Origin of the sequence: Microbispora oryzae (assembly GCF_017896165.1) — a bacterium.
Taxonomy (GTDB): Bacteria; Actinomycetota; Actinomycetes; order Streptosporangiales; family Streptosporangiaceae; genus Microbispora; species Microbispora oryzae.
In genome coordinates, this window is record NZ_JAFCNB010000020.1 from 56,318 (window position 1) to 79,333 (window position 23,016).

The window sequence follows — 23,016 nt, forward strand, 5'->3', positions numbered from 1 at the left end:
AGGCTTCCTTGATGTTGGACCCCACGCGGCTCCGTCTTCTGGTGGAGTTCGCCGAACACGGCACGATGACGGCCGTGGCGGAGGTCTGCGGGATGACCTCGTCCGCGGTCTCCCAGCAGCTCGCCACGCTCGAACGCGAGGCCAAGGTGCCGTTGTTCGAACGCGCCGGGCGTCGCGTACGCCTCACGGCCGAGGGCCGGCGCCTCGTCGGGCACGCGCATACCGTGCTCAACGCGCTGGACGCTGCCGAGGAGGACCTCCGCTCGGCCGCGACGCCGAGGGGGCCCGTCCGGGTGGCCTGTTTCGCCACGGCCGCGGTCCACCGCCTGCTGCCGGCCGTCGCGGCCGCCAGAAGCCGCCATCCGGAACTCCGCGTGAGCGTTCACGAGCTCGAACCCCAGGAGGCGGTCGAGGCGCTCCGCGACCGCCGCTGTGACCTCGCGATCATCTTCACCTACAACCTGATCCCCGAGGACTTCCCGCCCGGAGTGTCCCTGCGGCTCCTGGGGGCCGAACCCATCCTGATCGCCCTTCCCTCTGGCCATCGGGCCGCGACCGGCGAAGTCGATCTCCGGCTGCTGGCCGGCGAGCCGTGGATAGCGGGCACCCACGGCACCACCGACCACGAGATGCTCGACCGGGCCTGCGCGCTGGCCGGCTTCCGTCCGGACGTCATCCACACGGCGGACGACTACGCGCTGGTCCTCCGCATGGTCCACGAGGGGCTGGGGGTCGGGCTGGTTCCCGAAGTGGTGGCCGCCGTGGTCGGCGTGCCCGAGGGCGTCGTCCTCCGCCCCATCTCGACGATCGCGATCACCCGGAGCACCTACGCGCTGGTCCGCACCGCGACCCCGGCGGTCGGCGCCGTGCTCGGCCTGCTCGGCGGCTGACGCGCCGTCGAACCCGCGGCGGGCCGTCCGTTCCGGACGATGTCCGCGAGCGTTACCCGTCGCCCACGCGGAGCACCTCGCTCAGCCGCCTGCGGCGCCGTAGCGCCGACTCGGCGGGCACCACGACGGCGACCGTCGCGAGCAACGCGGCGGTCACCAGAGCGAGCCGCCACCACGGGAGCACCAGGGCGAGATCGGCGGCCTGCCCGGTGAGCGTCCGCAGCGAGAGAGAGCCGAGCGTCAGCCGGGCGAGCAGGACGCCGAGCAGCGGACCTCCCACGGCGGCGACCAGCACGGGCGGCAGCAGTTCTCCCGCGGCGACCCAGCGGGCGTCCCGTGGCCGCAGACCGAGGGTGCGCAGCCGGGTCAGGGTCTGCCACCGCTCCGGCGCGCTCGCGGCCGCGCCGAGAAGGAGCCCCAGCAGGCCCAGGGCCAGCAGCGTCGCGGCCGAGGCCCACGCCAGCCGCAGCAGGCCCGAGGTCAGCGGCGCGGCGCGGCGGGCCCGCAGCAGGTCGTCGCGGAGCACGACGTCGGCGGCGCCTGCGTTCGCGGCGGCCGCCCGCGCCGCTCCTGGGCCGCGCACCCAGATCGTGTCCGGTACGGACGGCATGCCCGCGGCGGCGAGGGTCGCGGCGTCCACCATGACGACGTCACCGGCGTCGCCGACGGCGGGCGCCGTACCGACGACTGTGAGCCGGATGGACGGGGCGCCGTCCCGGAGCAGCTGCAGCCGCGTGCCCTCGGGTGGTCCGCCGTCGTCCGAGCGCACCAGGGCGGGGACATCGCCGCGACCGGTTCCCCTGAGCCGGGCGAGCGCCGGGGCGTCCGGCAGGGGAGTGGAGGTCAGCAGCCGCCGGAACGCGGACGCGTCCACGACGACCAGCCGCCGGCTGTCGACCAGCGAATCGGCGGCGAATCGGACGTTGTCCGTCACCTGGGCGGCGACGACCTGCCCGACACCCGGCGCGGCGGCCACGCGCCGGACCAGTCCGGGGGTGGAGGCGGTGGCTCCGGGGAGCACGTCGAGGCGGGCGTCGGCTCCGACGGTGCGCCACGTGCCGTCCTCCAGGCCCCGCACGGCGGTGGCGTCGAGGGTGAGCGCGAACGACGTCAGGGCGGCCGACGTCACGAGGACCAGGAGCGGCAGCACGCGGGCGGACGTCGCGGCGGCCCGCGCGGCGCCGAACACGGCCAGCGGGCGCCGAGAGCGCAGGGCCTGCCTGAGCGCGAGGCCCGTCCCTGCGGGCATCAGCCGGAGCAGGACGAGCGTGCCGGCGAGGACGCCCAGGGCGGGAGCGCTCGCGGGCAGCGCACCGCCGCCGACCGGCCCGAGCCCCAGGCCGGCCGCGTCGTCCGCGGCCGGGGCGATGCCGCGCTGGCTCAGTGAGACGAAGGCGGCGATCGCGGCGATCACCACCGCGGCCTCAAGGGCGGCGCGGCGCAGCCGTACGGTGTGGCGGGCCCAGCTGCGCGCGGACCGGTTGGCCGGGACCCGCCGGTCGCGGGTGGCACGGGCGGCGGCGAGCGTGCCGAAGGCCGGGCCGGCCACGGCGGCGGCGAGGACCACCGGGATCACCCAGGCCCACGAGGCGCCGGGGGCGACCGCACGGGCCAGCGCGAGCCCGGCGGCCGCGGCGGACAGGGCGATCACGGCCGATTCGAGCAGCAACTCAATGCTGAGGTCGGGCAGGGCGACCCCTCGTTGCCGGGCGGCGCCGAGCGCCGGGGCGCGGCGGCGCACGAGCAGGTCGGCGGCGAGCAGCAGCACCAGAACCGCGGCCGCCAGCACGCCGGTGAGCAGGACGGACGCCTGCGCGGACGCGGCGGCCACCTGGACGCGGACGTTTCGCAGCACGTCGTCGAGCCGTGTCTCCCATTTCAGGGAGCCGTCGATGGCGCCGGAGGAGCCGGAGGTCGCCTTGAGCGCCACCACCTTCGCGCCGATCGTGTGGGCGGAGTCCCAGGTGAGCTTGCCGGGGTCGGGGGCGAACCAGACGGTGCGCTGCAGGTCGTCCGGGCCGAAGGCGAGGCGGGCGTCGGGCAGCGACTCGCGCGACAGCAGCCCGGTGAACCGGGTCGTGCCCACGCCGTCCGCGCCGGAGACGGGACGCAGCAGCGAAGGGGCGAGCCCCCAGGCGGGATCGGCGCCGTCCGTCGCCCGGAAGACGCCGCTGACCTGGACGTCCTTGACATTGCCCTGGTCGTCCGCGAGCGGGATGCGCGCGCCGGGACGCACGTTGAGCGCCGCGGCGTCTGCCTCGGAGAGGCCGACCTGCACCCGCCAGGGCTTACCCCCCTCGTACGGGACCTCGGCACGGCTGTCCACCCCGCCGGCCGAAGGCGGGGGCGGGCCGCCCGCGATCCAGGTCACGTGAGGTCCGCCGCCGGACTTCCGGTCGTCGGCCAGATAGGCGAGCTGGAAGGTGCGCAGCACGCTGCCATCAGTGATCTTGAGTACAGGGCTGGTGACGGTGGCGACGGGCGGGCGCATGGCGGCGCGCAGGCCCGGACCGAGAGCGTCCACGGCCCTGTCGCGGAAGTCGTCGATGTCCTCGGCCAGGGTGGGCGTGCGCATCCGCCCGCCGTTCACCCCGTCGTCGCGTTCCAGACGGGCGTGGACCAGGAGGTCGCTGTCGCGTCCTGAACGGCGAACCGCGTCCTGGACGGCGTCGCCGGCCGTGGCCGTCAGCAGCGGCGGCACCGCGCCCGCGAGCAGGGTGACGACCGCCACGACGGCGGCGGCCAGCAGCAGGGGACCGGCGTCGGCGCGGGCGCGGCCCCGGACGCTCGGCCAGTGCGGGGCCGGCAGGGCTCGCCGGTGATCGGGCACCCGCAGGGCGGCGTGCCACCTCACGACGTCACCCGCAGGTGCGCGGCGTCGACGCGGCGGGCCTGGACGACGATCACCAGGGTGACCGCGAGTGTGCACGCGGCCAGCAGCAGGGCGAGCGCGACGGCCTCGGTGGTCCACGGCCAGACGGGCAGGGCGGCCGGGACGGGCGCGGCCCCGGTGTCCGATCGCACGAGCAGGGGCGCGACGACGCGGGTGGCGAGCCCGCCGACGGCCGCGCCCGCCGCCAGGAGCGGAAGCAGGATGCCGACGTGCTGGCCGAGCAGTACGGCACGGACCTCGCGCCGGGTCATCCCGAGGCCCCGCAGCCGCGCCACCTCGATCGCGCGGCTGCGCAGGTCGAAGGTCACATGCAGCAGGACGCCGGCGAGCAGGAGCAGAGCCGCGGCCGGGCCGAGCAGCCGCAGCGCGGCCGGCAGCCCGGCGCGGAGCGGGCCGGCGGAGAGGCGGGCGGTCTCGGACGCCCGGGTGATGACCGGGCCGAGGTGGAGGGCCGTGGCACGCGCCGCGGCGTCCGCCCGGGTGGGGTGACCGACCCACCAGGCGTCCACGGGGAAGCTGAGATCACCGGCGACGACGAGGGCGCGGGAAAGGGCGTCCAGGTCGGCCAGGATGGCCGCGGCGCCGGGCGCGGACGGGACGGTGGGCACCACCTCGGTCACCCGGACCGGGACGGCGGTGAGTCCGACGGTGAGGCTGAGCCGGGAGCCGGGCCGGGCGCCGACCTGGCCGGCGAAGCGGCTGGAGACGGCGACGGGGACCGGTCCCGGCACCGGGAAGGCGGTGGCGACCAAGGTGCGGGCGGCGTCCGGGGGACCCTTGAGCTCGACACCTGTGGTCATCTTCAGCCGGACGCCCGAAGGGCCGCCGCTGAGGGTGACGGCGGGGCCGGCGAGCTGCCCGGGAGCGGGCGCGACGGAGGTCGCGGTCCACGGCGACCCCGGCGCCGAGACGGCTGAGGCGGGAGCCCCCGGCACCGTGAGCGTGACGGCGACGCGGCTGGCGCCAAAGGGGCCCGGTCCCCCCTCCAGGGAGTCGGAGTAGCCGAAGCCGACGTTGCCCTGTCCCGTGTCGGCCGCGAACGGGAGAGACACCGCGACCAGCCGTAGCCCCGCCGCCGTCGCGCACGTGGGCAGCGGGTGCGCCCTGCCGTCGAGCGGGACGGGCGTCCCCGCGCATGAGGTCCGCAGGCCCGTGGCGTCCTGGAACATCAGCCGGGGGGTCACGGTGAGCGGGATCGCGCCGGTCGCCGTCCCGGTCAGGGTGAGCGCGGCGCCGGCCGGGACGGGGACGCCGGTGACGCCGGTCGAGGGCGCGAGGGAGGCGCCCAGGTCCGTCCAGCCGCGGCCGTCGGTCAGCCGGCCGCGCAGCAGGTCCTCGGCCCGGGCGGTGTCGACGGCGACCAGCCGCGGCGCGTCGCCCGCGGCGCCGAGCCACTGCCCGACCGCGATGCCCCGGCTGGTGGCCGGGCTCACCGCTCCTCCGGTGGCCGCGGCGACGGCCGCGCCCTGCCCGGCGTCCGGCGGGGCGGTGAGGGTGAGGGCGAGGTCGGTGCCGACGGACAGATCGGCCTGGTCGTGCTGGGAACGCTGCCACGTCGCGTCGAAACCGATCCCGAACGTCACGGCGGCGCAGGCCAGGGCGATCAGCAGCCCCGCGGCGATCGCCTGCGGTCTGCGGGCGGCCTCGAACGCGGCCAGCGGGAGCACCAGCCCGCGGGCGCGGCGGGCCAGCCGGTCGGCGCCGCGCAGCGTGGGCCACACCGGGCGCAGCGCCAGCGCGGAGCCCGCGGTGAGCAGCAGCGCCGGAGCGAGCACGCGGACGGTGTCGGCGGGGGAGCCGGAGCCGGTGGGCTGGTCGCGCAGTTGCCACCACCCCACGGCGGCGAACGCGACGAGGAGCAGGTCGGCCCCGGAGCGGGCCAGCAGTTCCCGCCGGTGCCGGCGGTCGCCGCCCGTGGAGGCGGGCCGTACGGACAGGGCGACGAGCAGCGCCGCGAGCCCCAGCGCACCGCAGGCGACGGCGAGCACCTGGACGCCGGTCACGGCCGGACGGGCGGCGAGCCCGGCCCCCGCCAGCGGCGGCAGGTGAGTCAGCGCGGCGTGCAGCGCGGACGAGGCGGGGACCGCGACCGCGGTGGCGAGGACGGCGAGCGCGCCCGCTTCGACGGTGGCGGTGACGGCGAACTGGCCGCGGCCGACGCCCAGCGACGACAGCAGGGCGGTCTCCTCGGCGCGTACGCCGGCGGTGAGCCGGCCCGCCAGGGCGAGGGCGGTCGCGGTCAGGGCGACGCCGAGGACGGCGACGGTGAGCACGGCGGCGGCGGTGACCCGCTGCTGGTCGTGGGCGGCGATCAGGGTCGACGGCAGCTGCGACGCGACCCGTTCGATCTGGATCCGGTCGCCGAGGACGTGGGCCAGCCTGCGGTCGGCGCCCAGCACGGCGACGGCGACGGCCTCGAGGTCGCGGGTGGTGGGGGCGGACAGGTCGGGATGGGCGGTGATCTCCAGCCGGTCGACGGTGGAGCCGCCGGCGAGCAGGTCAGCCAGGTCGACGATGAACGGCCCGTAGGCGTGGACCGGCTGGACCGACCGGCCGTCGTGGTAGGCGAGGTCGAATCCGGCTGCGGCGAGCGGGTCGCGCTCCCAGCCCGCGCCGGGCAGCGGCCGCACGACCCCGACGACGATGACGTCGAGCCCTTCGGCGTGTTCGCCGGACAGCTCCGCGCCGAGGTGGACCCGGCTGCCGGGGGTGAGGCCGAGCAGCCGCGCGGTGGGTTCGAGGACGACCGCCTCCATCGGAGACGCGGGCGGCGCGGCCCCGGCCCCGGCTGTCCCGGCCCTTGGCCAGCGTCCGGCGGTCAGCCGGGCGCGGGCCGTCAGGTCCTCCACGGCCGACAGGTAGGTCTCGGTGGGGACGCCCGATCCACCGGACCCCGTCGCCTGACCCGCTCCCCGTGCTGTGGCGCGCGCGGGTCGCGGCAGCCACCGCATCACGGACGACGCGCGCGCGGCGGTCGTCACGGCGAACGGGGAGAGCGCCGAGGTCAGCACGCCCCGGGTGTCGTCGGCGACGGACCGCGCGTCCGGGCCGCGGACGGTGACGGTGAAGGCGGTGACGTCGACCCGGTCCGCGGCGGCCTGGGACGCCGCCGCCTCCAGCGCCCGGTCAGCCGTGCGGGTGAGGAGCAGGGCGCAGGTGCCCAGCAGGGTGGGGCCGACCATGGCGACCGCCAGGAGGGCGGCCAGCAGCGGCCACTGCGCGCGGGCGCGGCGGGCGAGCAGCCTCAGCACGGGCGACTCCGGACGGTCACGTGACGTCCTGCCCGCCGGCCTGCTCACCGAGCTGTCCTTCGAGGCGTCCGTCGGCGATCCGGATCACCCGGTCCGCCAGCGCGACCATCGTCGGGTCGTGCGTGGACACCAGCGCCGTCACGCCCTCCGACTCCACCACACCGCGGAGCAGCGCCATGACGGAAAGGCCTGTTTCCGCGTCGAGTTGCCCGGTCGGCTCGTCGGCGATGAGCAGCCGGGGCGACGCGGCCAGGGCGCGCGCGATCGCCACCCGCTGCTGCTGGCCGCCGGACAGCTCGCCCGGACGCTGCCGGGCGTGGTCGGCCAGGCCCACCAGCTCAAGCAGCAGTTCGACGCGGCGCTCGCGTTCCGCCGCGGGCACGCGGGCCAGCCGTAACGGGGCGCCGACGTTCTCCGCGGCCGACAGCACCGGGATCAGGCCGAACGTCTGGAACACGTACGCGACCCTGTCGCGGCGCAGCCGGGACAGTCCGTCCTCGTCGAGGGCCGTGACGTCGGTGCCGTCGACGAGCACGGTCCCGGAGTCCGGGCGGTCAAGACCGCCGATGACGTTGAGCAGTGTGGTCTTCCCGGAGCCGGACCGGCCGATGAGGGCGGCCATGGTGCCGGGCGCGAGGTCGAACGACACGTCCCGCAGAGCGTGGACGGCGGAGGGCCCGGCGCCGAAACTCCGGTGGACGCCGCGCACGCTGAGCAGCGGCCCGGCGTTCGGCTCAGTGCTCGGCGCGGCGCTCACGTGTGCTCGCCGGCGTCGGGGCGGATCGCGACGTGGTCGGCCTCGAGCGCCAGCCGGACCCGCCTGGTCAGCGCCAGCGCCTCACGGTAGTCGCGCGGCACCTGCACCCGTCCCGCGCGGTCCATCACGGCGTACTCCTCGGCGATCACCCGCGTGTCGCCGTCGGCGTCGGTGGCCGTACGGCGCAGCACCTCGCTGCTGGTGCGCCCGTCGCGGATCGCCACGGTCCGCTCGACCTGGCCGCTGACCGCCGGGTCGTGGGTCACGACGACGACGGTGACCCCGAGACGCCGGTTCACCTCGCGCAACGTCCCGAAGACCTCGGCTGAGGTGGCGGTGTCGAGTTCGCCGGTCGGCTCGTCGGCGAGCAGGACGCGGGGCTCGTTGGCGAGGGCCACCGCGATGGCGACCCGCATCTGCTGTCCGCCGGACAGTTGCGCGGGCCGCCGGTCGGCGAGGTCGGCGACGCCGAGGGCGTCCAGCAGTTCTGCCGCGCGAGCCCGGCGGACGCGGGCCGGCGTGCGGGCCGCCGTCATCGGCAGGTCGATCATCTGCCGCGCGGTCAGATACGGCACGAGGTTGGCCGCCGTCTGCTGCCGGACGAATCCGACCGTGTGCCGCCGATAGCGCACGCGGTCGGCACGGGACATCGACAGCAGGTCCCACCGGTCGACGCGGGCCCGTCCCGCGGTGGGCGCGTCGATCCCGGCGAGGATGGAGAGCAAGGTCGACTTGCCCGACCCGGACGCTCCGACGACGGCGACCATCTCGCCGCTCTCCACGAGCAGGTCGAGCCCCTGCAGAGCCTGCACCTCGATCGATCCGGACTGGTAGATCCGCACCAGGCTCTCGCACACGATCAGCGCGTCCCGGCCGAACTCCGGAGCCTTCGGCGGCGGCTGCGGCAGGGACAGTGGTGTGGTGGCCATCCCCCTCCTCCGGTCCGGCGGCGCTGACATCGGGACCAGACTCTATTGGTCCCGATGTGTCCGGGCCAATGCCCATAACACTGATTAGGGCTCCGGAGTGACGGTGGGCAGCCTGGCCCCGGAAGACGCGGCCTTGTGTGTCGTTGTGCACGTTCGGGCTGTTGTGTGGATTTGTGCGCAGAACGGCGGAGCGGGTCTTCCTAATGTGATCGTCGTCCGGAGCGGACGGCACCGTCAAACGCCCCGGACGACAGGTCGGCCCGTGGGGGCCGAGTGGTTTCACACGAAGGAAGTTCACCCTCATGCGCAAGCTCAGCAGCGTTCTCGCCGGTACGGTCCTCGCCGGCGCCCTGGCGGCCGGCGCCGCGGCGGCCCCGGCCCAGGCGGCCACCGCGAGCACCACGAGCACCGCGAGCGCGGCGTCGGCGTCGTCCGCGCAGTCCGCGCAGTCCGCGCAGTACGTCAAGCACTGGTTCTCCGGCTACTCCTCCTTCGGGCGGGGCGAGTCCCGTGGGGAGCGGTCGTTCTACAAGGGCTACTGGTACTTCTCCGGCGGCCGCTACTACTTCGACATCACGGCCTGGGACCGTGACCGCGACGGCCAGTCGACCTACGTGGACTTCTGGTACCACGACGACCGGGGCTGGCACCTGGGTCACCGCTTCACCACCCGCGGCACGGGCGAGTGGCGCTTCTCCTACGGCCGGGGCGGCGGCTTCGACGGCTTCCGCGTCCACCTCGGCGAAGGCACCACCCGCGACCTCGATTGGGGCTCCTACTACCGCCACTCCTTCTGACCTGACCGCCTCAGGCCCCTTCCCGGTCTTCCGGAAGGGGCCGCCCGCCGGGCTCAGGGCAGCCGGCCGACCGCTCCCACGGCGCCGATCCCGTCCTTAACGGCGGGATCGGGCTCGGGGGCCCATGGATCCGGCCGCCATTCGTGGAGTGGGACGAGCCCCGGCTCAAGCAGCTCGAATCCGGTGAAGAACGACCGGATCTGCGCGTCGCTGCGGGGGGTCGCGCCTCCCGCCGGCGTGGTGGTGTAGACCTCGCGCGCCTGCCGCATCTCCTCCTCGCTGAGGTCGCCCAGGGTCCCGTGTGAGATCACGAGGTGACTGCCCCCTGGGAGCGCGTCGCGGAGGGTGCCGACGATCCGATGACATTCGGCGTCGTCGGTGATGAAGTGCAGGACGGCCAGCAGGAGCACGGCCAGCGGCTGGTCGAAGTCGAGATGCGCCCGCACCTCGCGGTGATCGAGAATCGACCGCGGGTCGCGCAGGTCGGCCGACACGACCCGGGTGAGGCGGTTCTCGTCCAGCAGGGCGCGGGCGTGGACGAGCACGATCGGGTCGTTGTCGACGTAGACGACCCGCGACTCCGGCGCCACCCGCTGCGCCACCTGGTGCACGTTCTCCTGGGTCGGCAGACCGGTGCCGATGTCGAGGAACTGCCGGATCCCCGACTCCGCGAGGGTCCGGACGACCCGGCCGAGGAAGGCCCGGTTGATCCGTGCGATGTCCCGGATGTTCGGCGCGAGGGAGATGATCTTCTCGGCGGCCTGCCGGTCGGACGCGAAGTTGTCCTTGCCTCCAAGGTAATAGTCGTAGATCCGCGCCACGCTCGGCGTGCTCGGGTCCACGACCCACCAGGGAGTCTTGTCCTGACCGGTCACGCAATCGCCCCCCGGATCGCCGTAACGGTGTCATCGCCGCCGACGGCCACTCTACCGATCATGCTTCGATATTTGTTGCTATTTGACGTGGAGTCAACACGGGGGGAGAGCGGGATGATCTGCGACGGGTGTGACGTTCGCCCCTGAGACACGTGACCGCGCTCGGGCCCGGAGACGGGCGGCGAGCCGGCGTCGAACAGGAGAGCAGATGACCGACAGGGCCGATCAGCCGATCAAGACGCTGCGGGCGGGGGCCGACGACCTCGCCTCTTTCGTACGGAGCCGCACGCCCGACGACCTCGCGCGCGGATCCGGGGCGTCCGAGTGGGACGTCTCCCAGGTGCTGAGCCACCTGGGCAGCGGCGCGGAGATCAGCCTGGCCACACTCGAGGGCGCTCTCGCCGGCGGCGGCGCCCCGGAGCGGGAGTGGATCACGGGCGTGTGGGCCCGATGGGACGGCAGGTCCAGGACCGAGCGGGCCGAGGCGTTCCTCGACGCCAACGAGGCGCTGGTGAGCCGTCTTGAGGGTCTGGACGAGGAGACCCGGGAGCGGCTGCGCGTTCCGCTGTGGTTCCCGGGCGACCCTCTCGACCTGGCGGGCTTCGTGGGCATGCGCCTTACCGAGTTCACCTATCACGTCTGGGACGTCAAGGTCGCGTTCGACCCCGAGGCGGCCCTCGACCCGGCCGCCGTCGACCTGCTCGTCGACAACGCCGGCACCCTGCTCCGCTGGGCGGGCAAGGCCGAGGGGCTGGGCGGACGCAGGGCGACGATCGAGGTCCGGCTCGGCTCGCCCGAGCGGGTCTTCGGCCTGGAGATCGGCGAGGCGGTAGCAGTGGCCGACGTTCCGGCGGAGCCGGACGCCGTGCTGACCGCCCCCGCCGAGTGGTGGCTCCGCCTGGTCTCGGGACGCCACGCGCCGGAGCACACACCCGCGAACGTGGAGCTGATCGGCAAGTCCGGCGGCGACGCGCTCACGATCGACGACCTGCGCCGGGTCTTCCCCGGGTTCTGACGCGCGCTCCGGCCCCGCGCCTCAGTACGGCTCACCGCGACGACGGGTGCGACCGGCGCGGCAGGTCGAAGAGCCATCTGGCGCCCGCCCGCAGCAGGACCCGGTGCAGCGCCAGGCACAGCCCCACCAGGAGCGCCGTGACGACCACCGGCTCGCCGGCCGCCACCAGGACGCGTACGGCGGGCGGGGTCGAGAGGCGCGCGACGGCGGACAGCGGGCCGGTGAGCGCGAGGTCGAGCAGCGCGAGCAGCGGCATGTGTAAGACGTAGACCGGCAGCGTCGTGCGGCCCAGCCGGGCGAGTGCGCGGGCCGGCCACGGACGCCGTGCCACCCCTGCCACCTGTTCCACCTGCTCCACCCGTGCCACCCGTGCGGCCGCCGTCAGGCCGAACACGGTCGCGAGGACGCAGACCGCGGGCCACACGCCCGGCCAGGTCCGCGCCCCCGCGACCGCGGTGGCCGCCAGGGCCGTGCCGTACGCGGCGGCCGTGAGAAGGAGCCGGCGCGTGGTCGCGGTCGCGACCAGCCGTTCTATCAGGGGCCGGAAACGCGCCCCGGCCAGGAAGAAGAACAGGTTGGCGTAGACGCCGCCGCGGTCGCCCGGCGTCTCCAGCACGCCCGCGGCGGTCGCGGCCGAGAGCGCCAGGGCCGCCGCCGTCACCAGGCTCCCGGGCAGCCGGCGGGTCGCCTTCGCTATCGGGAAGTAGAGCGCGAGGGCGTATAGATACCAGAGGTTCGAGGGGGTCACGGTGAGCTGGCCGAGCAGTTCGCCCAGGTCGCGGGCACGGGCGGTGCCGAATCCCGGGGCGGGCGCGAGGAGCGCGGTGTGGATCAGCAGCCACACCGCGTACAGGTAGAGCCATCTGGCCGTCTTCGACCGCAGCAGCCCCCGCCACGGCCGGTTCACCGCGCCCGTGGCGAACATGCCGGACACGGTGAAGAAGAGCGGCATGCGGAGCGGCACGAGCTGTTCGGTCAGCGCGCCCCATGCGCCGGGGACGGGCCAGGCGTGCCAGTCGATCCGCAGGTAGTGCTTGGTGACCACGTGCCACAGCACGACGAGCGGGATGCACGCGCCCTTGGCGACATCGGCCCAGACCTCCCGTTCCCGGCCGCTCCGCCCGGGGGACCGCGGGGCGGGGCGGGCCAGGAGCGACGTCGGGCCGGTGGACGCGGGTACGCGTCGGAGCGCGGAGCACATGGGCACCTCCGGGAGCCGGGGGCGCCGGATGACGCCCTCGGCCACCTTCGGTGGGCAACATGTCCAGGTTGTCCGCGTGCTGTGTGAGGTCGCGCTCTATCGCGTATCCGTCGTGTATCGCGTGAGACCAACCTCAGACCAACCTCAGACCACCGTCAGACCACCGGCAGGTCGCGACGGCGCAGGCCGGCGAGCCCGGCGGCGGCCAGCACCGCCGCGACGGCCGTGAGCCAGAGCAGCGGTGTCACACTCATCGCGCCTCCGGGCAGCCGGGGCACATGCGTGAACGGCGAGACGTCGACGACCCGCTGGTCGAGGCCGAGCGCCGTGCCGACCAGGCCGACCAGCAGGCAGACGACGAGCGCGCCCCAGCTGACGGCAGACAGCCGGGGCAGCAGGCCGAAAAGCGCCAGCGCGATCGCGGCGAGCACCCAGACGGCGGGCAGCTGCACCATCGCGCCGGCCAGCACGCGGGGCGCCTCCCGGCCCACGTCGCCGGTGTTCAGCCCGTGGGTCAGCCCCATCGCGAGCCCGGCGGCGGCGAGGACGACGGCCGGCCCAAGCAGGGAGAAGACGAGGTGGCCCGCCGCCCAGCGGAGCCGTCCGACGGCGGTGCCGAGCACGGGCTCGGCCCGGCCGGCCGCCTCCTCCGCGCGCATCCGGAGCGTCGCCTGGATGGCGTATCCGGCGGCGATCAGCCCGAACAGGCCGAGCATGCCGGCCAGATAGCTGTCGATGAGGCCGGACGCGCCCCCGAGGCGGGCGAAGACGTCCGCCATCTGGGGCGCCTCCTTGAGGAGGTCGCCGAGCCCGCCGGCGAGATATCCGAGCACCACGCCGAGCGCCACGAACCCGGAGACCCACCCGGCGAGCAGACCCCGGTGGAGGCGCCAGGCGAGCGCCAGCGGCGACCGCAGGCCCGGCCCCGCCGACGACGGGCCGAGCCGCGCCGGCAGCAGCCCCGCCCCGATGTCGCGCCGGTTCGACAGAGCGACGGCCGCCACAGCGAGCACGACGGACGCGACGACGGCGAGGCCCGCGGCCCACCAGCGGGCGGCCCCGTACGGGTCGATCTGGTGCACCCAGCCGATCGGGGAGACCCAGGTCAGCCAGGACAGCGTGCCGGAGGCCGACAGGCTGCTGATGTCGCCCACCACGCCCAGCACGTAGGCGAGGCCGAGGACGCCGATCGCGAGGCCGCGCGCGCTGCCCGCCCCGCTGGTGAGCTGGGCCGCGACGGCGCCGACCCCGGCGAACGCGACGCCCGCTGCCGCCAGCTCCGCCCCGAAGGCCCACGACCCGGCGGAGGGCAGCCCCTTGCCGATCGTCGAGACCGCCGTGATCAGACCGAGCACCAGGCTCGCGCCCCAGGTCGCCGCCAGCGCGGCGGCCAGGGGAGCGTGCCGCCCGACCACGGTCGAGCCGAGCAACTCCCGGCGACCGGCCTCCTCGTCGGTGCGGGTGTGCCTGATGACGGTGAGGATCGCGCACAGCCCGATCACGATGGGGAGGAACCCGGCGCGCCAGGCCACCAGGTCGCCCAGGCCCGATCCCGCCAGCCGGCCGTACAGCGCCACGAACGCGGCGTTGTTCCCGCTGGTCAGGGCGTACGCCTGCTGGGCCGCGGCGGTGGGGAAGAGGTCGATGATCGCGGTGACGTACGAGACGGGGAGCACGCCCACGAAGAGCACCCACAGCGGCAGCACCACACGGTCGCGCCGCAGGACCAGGCGCAGCAGCCCGCGGGTGCCGGTCAGCTCACGGGTCGCGGCGCTCATCGCGCGACCTCCGCGCCCGCGCCGACGGCCGTGGCCGAGCGATCGTAGTGCCGCAGGAACAGCTCCTCCAGCGTGGGCGGGCGGCTGACGAGGGTGCGGACGCCCGCGGCGGCGAGCGCGCGCAGCGCGGGGTCGAGCTCGGAGGTGTCGACGTCGAACCGCACCCGCAGGTCGTCCACGCGCAGCCCGTGCACGCCGGGCAGGGCGGCGAGGCCGTCGACGGGCGCGGCCAGCTCGGCCTCGATGGAGGTGCGCGTGAGGTGGCGTAGCTCGGCGAGGGTCCCGCTCTCGACCGTCCGGCCGTCCCGGATGATCGTGACGCGGTCGCACAGCGCCTCGACCTCGGAGAGGATGTGGCTCGACAGCAGCACCGTGCGGTCGCCCCGGCGCTTCTCCTCCAGCACGGCCTCCCGGAACGCCTCCTCCATCAGGGGGTCGAGGCCGGAGGTCGGCTCGTCGAGCAGCAGCAGTTCCACGTCGGAGGCCAGCGCGGCGACCAGGGCCACCTTCTGCCGGTTGCCCTTGGAGTAGGCGCGCCCCTTCTTGCGGGGATCGAGGTCGAACCGCTCCAGGAGCTCGTCGCGGCGGCGCCGGTCGAGCCCGCCGCGCAGGCGGCCGAGCAGGTCGATGACCTCGCCGCCGGAGAGGTTGGGCCACAGCGTGACGTCGCCGGGGACGTACGCGAGCCGCCGGTGCAGCTCGGTCGCGCCGGACCAGGGATCGCCGCCGAGCAGGCGCACGGCGCCGGCGTCCGCGCGCATCATCCCCAGCAGGATCCGGATCGTGGTGCTCTTGCCCGCGCCGTTCGGGCCGAGGAAACCGTGCACCTCCCCGGTTCGTACGGCGAGGTCGAGGCCGTCGAGCGCCCTCGTGGGGCCGAAGGTCTTGACGAGCCCGGCAGCCGAGATGGCGTCATTCATCGTGGTGCTCCTCGTCTTGGCCGAGCGCGCCCGCACGCTCGGCGGGGGTCGCGGGGGAGGGGGAACGGTCGATCGCCGCGGCCAGCGCGGCGGCCTCCTCCGGGGTGAGCATGGGATGCGAGTAGATGTCGAGCATCGCGCGCGACAGCAGCCGGTCGCCCTCGGGGCTGAAGAGGTCGACGCCCATCCCGCGGGCGACGTGCTCGTGCAGCATCGGGACGGCCAGGGCCATCGCGGTGCCCAGCGTGGCCCGCGCCCTGACGTCGACCCGCGGAGGATCGGGACGCTTGGCGTCGGCCTCGGCGAGCCACTCCTCCGACAGGCGGACCATCTCGTCGAACACCGACGCGGCGGCGCCCTCCACCAGGGCGCGGGTAAGGTACCGCTGGTACGGCCGCAACGCCGCTCGCGAGGCGGCGACGTAGCTCACGTCGGTGTGCGTCGTGTCGGCCCTCACCTGGTCGTTGAACCGGCGGATCAGCCTGATCAGGTAGTCGTCGCAGGCCTCGCGCAGCCCCTGCTTGGAGCCGAAGTGGTGGCGGACCAGCCCCGGCGACACCCCCGCGTCGGCGGCGATGCCGCGGATCGTCGCCCCGTTGAACCCGTGCTCCCCGAACTGCCGCATGGCGGCGTCCCTGATGCGCGCCCGGGCGGTGAGGTCCTCCGGGTCCCTGCTGGGAGTCGCCACTGTCACCCTCTCCCTTGTTCGCTCGTGCTGTTCGCCCGTGTAGCGAACTGCCCGCACGGATAAGAGGCTATACGCGCGTATAGTCGGTGTCCATGGCGCCCCCCGGGTAGTCCGGCAGCGTGATCGATGTGGCGGCCTTGGTGGTGAGCCGGTCGAGGAAGCCGACGAGGAACCGGGAAGTCAGCACGCGGTACATCCGGTTCCGGCGGCGTAGCCGCGCCGCGGTGACCGAGGCCAGGAACGAGCCCGAACCGGCGCCGATCCGCTGGCACGCCCTGGCGAACCCGCGGACGCGGCTCTCGTACTCCGCGAACGCCGCCCGGTGGCCGCCCCCGGCGGCCGCCAGCTCACCCGCGAGGACGTGCGACGTCACCAGGGCCACGCCCGCGCCCATGCCGCCGAAGGTCGCGCCGTAGCCGGCGTCCCCGGCCAGGGCCACCCGGCCGCCGGTGGAGTGGTCCATCCGGACCAGGGCGATCGTGTCGAAGTAGAAGCCGGGCGCGTCCGGCAGGGCCTCCAGCAGCCGCGGCCGGGCTCGTTGTAGAGCAGGGTGCGGCCGTCGAGCGGCAGCCGCAGCGGCGAGCCGAACAGCGCCACATGGTGGCCGGACGCCCAGACGAACCGCGACTCCGGCCCTAACGCCAGCCGCCGGACGTTGGAGTGGGGCCCGTCCGCCCCCACCACCAGGTCGAACGTCCGCTGCTCGCCGCTGTCGAAGGTGACCTCCACCCCGCCGCGTGAGCAGCGACATGTGCACGTTGCCGCGGAAGTCGACGGCCTGACCGCCCGGTCGCGGCGCGGGGGGCCGGCGGCTACCGCCAGGCTGCGCTCGCGCGCTGACCGGCCGCCCACCGTCCGCTGACGGCGGCCCGCCCGCCGCTGATGAGGAACGAGACGCGGCGGGCGGAGACGAGGATCAGACGAGGGTCACTGCCGGAGGCCGCCCAGGGGCGGGGAGTCCTCCGGGCCGGCCGACGGAACCGGCGGTGGGAGCGGCGGCATGAACGTGGACGCGCGAGAACCGGCCAGACCCAGGACCTGGCGGATCCATGCCTCCAGCCCGGTGGGGTCCGGCGGCGGTGGCGCCCCCGCGTCCCCCTCACTCTGGGGTGCGCCGGTTTCCGGCTGATCCGACGCGCGTGTGCCGGGCCCGGCCGGGCCGGCCTCCTGGGCCGCCGGAAGGGACGGCCCGGTGTCGTGTGATCCGGCTGCCGGGGACGGGGGCTCCCGTCGTGCGGTGCCCACTGGTCAGGCCACCAGGATCGGGGCGAGCCTGCGCAGGCTCTCCATCTGGGCGTCCAGGGTGCCGGCCAGCGGCTGGACGCAGACGTGGTCGGCTCCCGCCTCGTAGTGCGCCCGGAAGGTCCGGGCGAGCGTGTCGGGATCGCCCCACGGGATGACGGCGTCGATCAGCGCGTCGCTGCCGCCGTCGGCGAAGTCCTCGTCGGAGAACCCCAGCTCCCTGAGGTTGTTGGTGTAGTTAGGCATCTGCAGGTAGAAGGCGGCGTAGTCGCGGGCGGTCCGCCGGGCCCGGGCGGGGTCGGTGTCCACGACCACCGCCTGCTCGACCGCGAGGACCGGGCCCGCCCCGAGCGTCTGCCGCGCCCGCGCCGTGTGCTCCGGGGTGACGAAGTAGGTGTGCGCCCCCTGGGCCCGGTTCGCCGCCAGTTCGAGCATCCCGCGTCGCAGCGCGGCAAGGAGGCGCGGCGGCTGCGCCGGGACGGCGGGGCCGAACGTGCTCTCGTCCATGGCGTCGAGGTAGGCCCGCATGTACGCCAGCGGCCTGCTGTAGTCGTGCCCGCGCGAGGTCACCAGGGGGGCGTGGCTGACGCCGAGGCCCAGCACGAACCGGTCGTCCCACGCCTCGGCCAGCGTGCGCGCCCCGTTGGCGGCGGCCACGGCGTCCCGGACGTAGATGTTGGCGATGCCGGTCGCCACCCGCAGGTTCCGGGTCGCGGAGAGCAGGAGCGCCGCCTGCGTCAGCGCCTCCCGTCCGAACGGGACCTCAGGCGTCCACAGCGCCGAGTAGCCGAGCTCCTCGATGCCGGCGGCCGCCTCACGCACCTCCCGCGCGGACGCCTCGGAGAACGACCCGAGCCATACGCCGGCGGCTCCGAGGTGGGTCCTGAGATCGGACGGGTCCACCAGTGAGGTCATCCTGGTGCTCCTTTTCAATCGCGTGATCAGACGAAGGGGGGTGACTCGCAGGGAGACGCCGTTCTCGCGGTAGGTGGGAGACCCGATACGGCGAGCGTCCGACGCACAGCATCGCACCGGCGACGCCGCGCTCCCGCACATGAGCGGCACGACCGGGTTCCGTGTCGGCGGCCCGCTCCCGCATGGTCCTCCCTGCTGCCCCGAAACGCGGCTTCTGATCCCCCTTGCTGGGGTAATGCCGCCGGGTAGAACGCGGCCCCGGCGTCATGCCTTCCCACGGGTTTCCTCCGCCCCTCCGGCCTCGGGCGTCAATCCACTCCCACAAGACGGCAAAGGCCTGTCACGGATCTTCGCGTCCCTGCGGCGGGCGCGGGGCCGTCGCGTGTGTCCTTGGAGCCACTCGCCTACATCCCTGGAGCCGAAGATGAGGAAACTGCTGTACGCGGGCGCCGTCCTGGCCGCCCTGCTGGCGTCCGGCTGCGGCGGCACCGACGAAAAGGACGCCGCCAACCCGGTCGCCGCCGACGAGCCGACCGAGTCGGCGCCGGAGACGACGCCCTCCGAGTACGCCTCGGGCATGGTGACGCCCGGTGCCACGGGGGCGCCGACCTCGCCTGTCCAGCAGGCGCCCACCGGCCCCGCCCGGATCGACGCGGCGAACACGTCGCTCGGCTCGGTGCTCACCGGGGTGGACGGCCGCACCGTCTACCTCTTCACCGCCGACAAGAACGGCCAGTCCGCGTGCAACGCGGCCTGCGCGGCGGCCTGGCCGCCCGTGCTGACCATGGGCGCTCCCCAGGCGGGCGCGGGCGTCAAGGGCGCCCTGCTCGGCACCCTCAAGCGGCAGGACGGCGGCACGCAGGTGACCTACAACCGCCACCCGCTGTACTACTTCGCCAAGGACCAGAAGGCCGGTGACGTCACCGGACAGGGCGTCAAGGACTTCGGCGGCGAATGGTTCGCCGTGACGCCGGAGGGCAAGAAGGCCAAGCACTAGCGGGAGATCCGCGGAGGACACCACGGGCCGCCCCGGGAGCGATCATCGCCCCCGGGGCGGTCCGCTGTGTGTGTATCGGCGCCGGGCGCGACATAGGATGAACGCGTTCGACCGCCTGGCAGGGACTCCTCGAAGCCCACTAGGCTTACGGTAATCCGCCCTGTGTCCGCGGCCGCTTCGTCATATGGAGACGGCAGGCGACGACACATGGATGCGTCTTCAGTTCTTGAGAACGTGCTCACCGGCATGGCCGAGCTCTTCGGCGTCGACGGTGCCGCCCTGATGCTGCTTGACGGGCACGACCGGCTCAGAGCGGTCGGCGCGACCGACGACGCCGGCGTGATGCTGGAATCCGCGCAGGAGCGCGCCGGTGACGGTCCGGCGATGGAGAGCGCCGCCCGCGGCGGCCTCGTCGCGATCCGCGATCTTCACGCTTCGAGCCCCACGGGCTTTCCCGACGTCGCCGCGCACGCCCTGCCGGTCCGGGCCGTCCTGTCCATCCCGCTCATCGAAGACTCCGAGCTGATCGGCGTCCTCGACTTCTACACCCGCGCGGGGCGCGACTGGGACAGCGCGACCCGGCAGACCGGCTCCCGGCTCGGCGAGCTGCTGGTCATCGTGCTCCAGGTCCTGGCCGAGAGCAGGACTGACATCGCCTCACCTGGGCAGTGTTGATGGCCGAATCGACATCTCCGCACGACCGGAGCGGGCGGGCGGGGATGGGGTTCACGAGAGGATACGGAATGACGCAAATCGATCCTGAGGCGCTCGTCGCCAGCCTGCGCCGTCTACAGAAGGACAGGTCGGCGACCGGGATCGTGCACCACCTTGAGCGGATCGTCCAGGTCGTGGACCGGCTCTTCGGATACTCCGGGGCGGGCCTGATGTTCGCGGAGGAGGATCGCACGCTCCGCTACCTTTTCGCGACCGACGAGCGCGGCCGCAGCCTGGAGCGCGCGCAGGCGGCCACCGGGCAGGGGCCGTGCGTCGCCGCCTACGCGGGGGACACCGCCGTGACGAGCGTGGACGTGCGTGGCGACGTTCGCTGGCCGGGACTGCCGGAGTTGCTGCACCCCGAGGTGCGCGGCGTGGCCGGAGTGCCCATCCGCCTCAACGGCGTGCCGGTGGGGACGCTGAACGTGTACCAGGACACCCCGCACGAATGGCAGGAGTCCGACACCCAGGCCCTCCACGCGTACGCCCACGTGATCGAGCAGGTGCTCGTGGCGGCGATGGAGGCGGACGAGAAGGCGGTCCTGGCCGACCAGCTCCAGTACGCCCTGGACTACCGCATCGTCATCGAACGCGCCATCGGCTATCTCATGGGAAAGCACGATCTCACCGCCTCGCAGGCGTTCACGGGTCTGCGCAAGCAGGCCAGGGACAGCCGGCGTAAGGTGTCCGACCTCGCGGCGGAGCTGCTGGGAGAGCAGGGTCCGCGCAATGTTGCGAATCCAGATCACGTGGGCTGACACGACGATCCGGGTCGCGGTCGGTGGCGATCTCGACCGGGCGGGCGCGTCCGAACTGCGCGCCCGCCTGCGCGGCACACTGGACGCCGTGCGGGCCCGTCACCTGGAGCTTGACCTCGCCGAGGTGCTCTTCATCGACTGCGCCGGGTCGCGCTCCCTGCTCTGGGTGAGCGATCGGGTGCGCGCGGGCGGCGGGACCGCGACGTTCACCCGGCCGCGGCGGCGGGTGCTGCGGCTGCTCCGGCTGCTGCAGTACGACAGGGTCCTGCAGATCGGGGCGGCCGGGGCGCCGGTCGACATCGAGGCCGGGCCCGCCGACGGGTGAGCCGGCGATAGGCTGGCCGCGATGTATCGAATCATATTCACGCAGGTCCTGAGCCGCGTCGACGCGGAGACCGCCCACCATCTCACGATCCGGCTGCTCCGGCTGATCGGGCGGTGGCCGGTCGTCCTGCGGCTGCTCCACCGGGTGCTCGCGCCGCGGGACGAGTCCCTGCGGGTCACGGCGTTCGGGGTGCACTTCCCGAGCCCGTTCGGCCTGGCCGCCGGATTCGACAAGGACGCCCGGTGCCTGGAGGCGCTGACGGCCTTCGGCTTCGGCCACGTCGAGGTCGGCACGATCACCGCCCACGCCCAGCCCGGCAACGCCCGGCCCCGGCTGTTCCGTCTCCTGGAGAACCGGGCGATCATCAACCGGATGGGGTTCAACAACGCGGGCGCCGCGGCCGCGGCCAGGAGCCTGCGCCGGCCCCGGAGGGTCCCGGCCGTCGTCGGCGTCAACATCGGCAAGACCCGGGTGGTGCCGGAGGCGGACGCCGCTCGTGACTACGCCGAGAGCGCGCGGCTGCTCGCGCCCCTCGCCGACTATCTCGTGGTCAACGTGAGCTCGCCCAACACGCCGGGATTGCGCGACCTGCAGGCGGCCGACCGGCTCTGGCCGCTGCTCTCCTCGGTCAAGGAGGTGGCCGGTCGTACGCCGCTGCTGGTGAAGATCGCCCCCGACCTGGCCGACGAGGACGTCGACGCTGTCGCCGAGCTCGCCGTCGACCTGGGCCTCGCCGGCATCATCGCGACCAACACCACCATCCGCCGCGACGGCGTCTCCAGCGCCGAGACCGGGGGCCTGTCGGGCCGTCCGCTCAAGGCGCGCTCCCTGGAGGTGCTGCGCAGGCTGCGGCAGAAGGCGGGAGACCGGCTGGTCCTCGTGTCCGTCGGCGGCGTCGAGGACGTCGACGACGTGTGGGAGCGCCTGCTCGCGGGAGCGACCCTCGTCCAGGGGTACACCGGGATGATCTATGAGGGGCCGCTGTGGGCGTACGGGATCAACCGTGCCCTCGCCCGGCGGCTGCGCCGCCACCGGCGGTCGTCGGTCCGCGACATCATCGGCGCGACCGCCTGACCGCTCCGGCGTCCCCGCCGCCCGCTCGGGCGCCGTCGCAGGCGTCAGGCGGCGAGGTAGTCTTCCAGGCCTCTGCCGAGGGCGACCGCGATCCGCTGGCGGAACCGCGTGTTCTTGAACCTGGCGGCGTCGCCCGCGTTGCGCATGTTCCCGCACTCGATGAAGATCTTCGGCACGGTCGACAGGTTCAGCCCGCCCAGGTCGCTGCGGAAGTTGAGCGCCTTCGTGCCGATGTAGGTGGAGTACGCGATGCCGGTGCCGGTGTGGAAGGCGTCCCTGACCGCGACGCCGAGGCGCTTGGACGCGCCCACCACCCGGTCGACCGGGCCGTGGATCTTCTTCGGCATGATCACATGGAAGCCGTGCGCGCTCGCCGGCGCGCCGTCGGCGTGGATGGAGATCGCCGCGTCCGCCTTGGCCCGGTTGCCGACGGCCGCCCGCTCGGTGATGCACGGCCCGGCGCCCGTGTTGTTCTTCCGGGTGAGGATCACGGTCGCGCCCTGTGCCCGTAGCAGCCGGGCGAGCCGGTTGGAGACGTCCCAGGTGTACGCGGCCTCGCTGTAGCCGTCGTTGGTCGACGTGCCGGTGGTGTCGCAGGCCTTCTTCTGGGTCAGGATGTCCACCTGCCGGTTGATCACTTCCGGGTGCCGGAAGTTGCCGCCGTTGTGCCCGGGGTCGATGACGATGACCTTCCCCGCCAGCGGCTTCGCGTTGGCCGCCGAGGAGCTGGCCTCGCGGGCCGAGCCGGGGGCGGCCTTGGCGGCGTCCTGCGACGCGTCCTGTGCGGCGTCGTGCTGCCCGGCGGCCTGCGACGCGGCGGACGACCTCGGAACGCCGGAGGCGCCGGTGTCGGCCGCGTGCGAGACCGCCGTGCCGCCGCAGGCGACGGCTCCGAGCCCGCACAGGCCCAGAACTGCGGCGGCGAGTGGTCTTCTGATCACGCTCGAATCCCTTTCCCGGAGGTCGACTGCTCCTTAAAGTACGCGGATTCGAGCCG

20 protein-coding genes are annotated in these 23,016 nt (G+C 74.2%); 8 read left to right on the forward strand and 12 right to left on the reverse strand.

Annotation, left to right across the window (positions count from 1 at the left end):
• The first annotated feature begins 11 nt into the window (after positions 1–11).
• Positions 12–890: a LysR family transcriptional regulator gene (locus JOL79_RS27370; RefSeq protein WP_210158778.1), complete on the forward strand. Its 879-nt coding sequence runs from the start codon at positions 12–14 to the stop codon at positions 888–890.
• A gap of 52 nt (positions 891–942) precedes the next feature.
• Here the strand turns inward: JOL79_RS27370 and JOL79_RS27375 are convergent, their stop codons facing one another.
• The 4 genes from JOL79_RS27375 to JOL79_RS27390 are packed head-to-tail and all read right to left on the reverse strand — an operon-like array spanning position 943 to position 8,720.
• Positions 943–3,744, reverse strand: a complete 2,802-nt coding sequence (locus JOL79_RS27375) for an FtsX-like permease family protein (RefSeq protein WP_210158779.1) — start codon at positions 3,742–3,744, stop codon at positions 943–945.
• A complete protein-coding gene (locus tag JOL79_RS27380; RefSeq protein WP_307848759.1) occupies positions 3,741–7,082 on the reverse strand; it encodes an FtsX-like permease family protein in 3,342 nt (1,113 codons plus the stop codon). Before JOL79_RS27380 ends, JOL79_RS27375 begins: the two co-directional genes overlap by 4 nt.
• Complete coding sequence (locus tag JOL79_RS27385; RefSeq protein ID WP_307848760.1) at positions 7,051–7,791, reverse strand: ABC transporter ATP-binding protein; 741 nt, start codon at positions 7,789–7,791, stop codon at positions 7,051–7,053. Before JOL79_RS27385 ends, JOL79_RS27380 begins: the two co-directional genes overlap by 32 nt.
• Entirely contained in the window at positions 7,788–8,720 is a 933-nt protein-coding gene (locus JOL79_RS27390; protein ID WP_210158780.1) for an ABC transporter ATP-binding protein, read from the reverse strand. The genes JOL79_RS27385 and JOL79_RS27390 overlap by 4 nt, the downstream gene beginning before the upstream one ends.
• Before the next feature lie 302 nt (positions 8,721–9,022).
• On the opposite strand from JOL79_RS27390, the gene JOL79_RS27395 reads away from it, so the two are divergent.
• Complete coding sequence (locus JOL79_RS27395) at positions 9,023–9,517, forward strand: hypothetical protein (protein ID WP_210158781.1); 495 nt, start codon at positions 9,023–9,025, stop codon at positions 9,515–9,517.
• Positions 9,518–9,570: 53 nt separating this feature from the next.
• Here the strand turns inward: JOL79_RS27395 and JOL79_RS27400 are convergent, their stop codons facing one another.
• Positions 9,571–10,392, reverse strand: a complete 822-nt coding sequence (locus JOL79_RS27400) for an SAM-dependent methyltransferase (RefSeq protein WP_210158782.1) — start codon at positions 10,390–10,392, stop codon at positions 9,571–9,573.
• Between the two features lie 208 nt (positions 10,393–10,600).
• On the opposite strand from JOL79_RS27400, the gene JOL79_RS27405 reads away from it, so the two are divergent.
• Complete coding sequence (locus JOL79_RS27405) at positions 10,601–11,407, forward strand: maleylpyruvate isomerase family mycothiol-dependent enzyme (RefSeq protein WP_210158783.1); 807 nt, start codon at positions 10,601–10,603, stop codon at positions 11,405–11,407.
• 31 nt (positions 11,408–11,438) lie between these two features.
• On the opposite strand, the gene JOL79_RS27410 is transcribed toward JOL79_RS27405, so the two are convergent.
• The 6 genes from JOL79_RS27410 to JOL79_RS27435 form a co-directional block, all read right to left on the reverse strand.
• Entirely contained in the window at positions 11,439–12,608 is a 1,170-nt protein-coding gene (locus JOL79_RS27410) for an acyltransferase family protein (protein WP_210158784.1), read from the reverse strand.
• Between the two features lie 155 nt (positions 12,609–12,763).
• Entirely contained in the window at positions 12,764–14,386 is a 1,623-nt protein-coding gene (locus JOL79_RS27415) for an ABC transporter permease (protein WP_210158785.1), read from the reverse strand.
• Positions 14,383–15,306, reverse strand: a complete 924-nt coding sequence (locus tag JOL79_RS27420) for an ABC transporter ATP-binding protein (protein WP_210158786.1) — start codon at positions 15,304–15,306, stop codon at positions 14,383–14,385. Before JOL79_RS27420 ends, JOL79_RS27415 begins: the two co-directional genes overlap by 4 nt.
• Complete coding sequence (locus JOL79_RS27425; protein ID WP_307848761.1) at positions 15,299–16,000, reverse strand: TetR/AcrR family transcriptional regulator; 702 nt, start codon at positions 15,998–16,000, stop codon at positions 15,299–15,301. The genes JOL79_RS27420 and JOL79_RS27425 overlap by 8 nt, the downstream gene beginning before the upstream one ends.
• A 61-nt stretch (positions 16,001–16,061) precedes the next feature.
• Positions 16,062–16,457 (reverse strand): Rossmann-fold NAD(P)-binding domain-containing protein, encoded by a 396-nt coding sequence (locus JOL79_RS27430; protein ID WP_210158787.1) that lies wholly within the window; start codon positions 16,455–16,457, stop codon positions 16,062–16,064.
• A 785-nt stretch (positions 16,458–17,242) separates the two neighbouring features.
• Complete coding sequence (locus JOL79_RS27435) at positions 17,243–18,151, reverse strand: TIGR03620 family F420-dependent LLM class oxidoreductase (protein ID WP_210158788.1); 909 nt, start codon at positions 18,149–18,151, stop codon at positions 17,243–17,245.
• 424 nt (positions 18,152–18,575) lie between these two features.
• On the opposite strand from JOL79_RS27435, the gene JOL79_RS27440 reads away from it, so the two are divergent.
• From JOL79_RS27440 to JOL79_RS27460, 5 genes are all read left to right on the forward strand, one after another.
• Positions 18,576–19,148 (forward strand): COG4315 family predicted lipoprotein, encoded by a 573-nt coding sequence (locus JOL79_RS27440; protein ID WP_210158789.1) that lies wholly within the window; start codon positions 18,576–18,578, stop codon positions 19,146–19,148.
• 207 nt (positions 19,149–19,355) lie between these two features.
• Positions 19,356–19,823, forward strand: a complete 468-nt coding sequence (locus tag JOL79_RS27445) for a GAF domain-containing protein (RefSeq protein WP_210158790.1) — start codon at positions 19,356–19,358, stop codon at positions 19,821–19,823.
• A 68-nt stretch (positions 19,824–19,891) separates the two neighbouring features.
• Positions 19,892–20,620, forward strand: a complete 729-nt coding sequence (locus JOL79_RS27450; RefSeq protein WP_210158791.1) for a GAF and ANTAR domain-containing protein — start codon at positions 19,892–19,894, stop codon at positions 20,618–20,620.
• Positions 20,592–20,945 (forward strand): STAS domain-containing protein, encoded by a 354-nt coding sequence (locus JOL79_RS27455; RefSeq protein WP_210158792.1) that lies wholly within the window; start codon positions 20,592–20,594, stop codon positions 20,943–20,945. Before JOL79_RS27450 ends, JOL79_RS27455 begins: the two co-directional genes overlap by 29 nt.
• Before the next feature lie 21 nt (positions 20,946–20,966).
• Positions 20,967–22,019: a quinone-dependent dihydroorotate dehydrogenase gene (locus tag JOL79_RS27460; RefSeq protein ID WP_210158793.1), complete on the forward strand. Its 1,053-nt coding sequence runs from the start codon at positions 20,967–20,969 to the stop codon at positions 22,017–22,019.
• A gap of 44 nt (positions 22,020–22,063) precedes the next feature.
• On the opposite strand, the gene JOL79_RS27465 is transcribed toward JOL79_RS27460, so the two are convergent.
• Positions 22,064–22,960: an N-acetylmuramoyl-L-alanine amidase gene (locus JOL79_RS27465; protein WP_210158794.1), complete on the reverse strand. Its 897-nt coding sequence runs from the start codon at positions 22,958–22,960 to the stop codon at positions 22,064–22,066.
• Between the last annotated feature and the right edge of the window lie 56 nt (positions 22,961–23,016).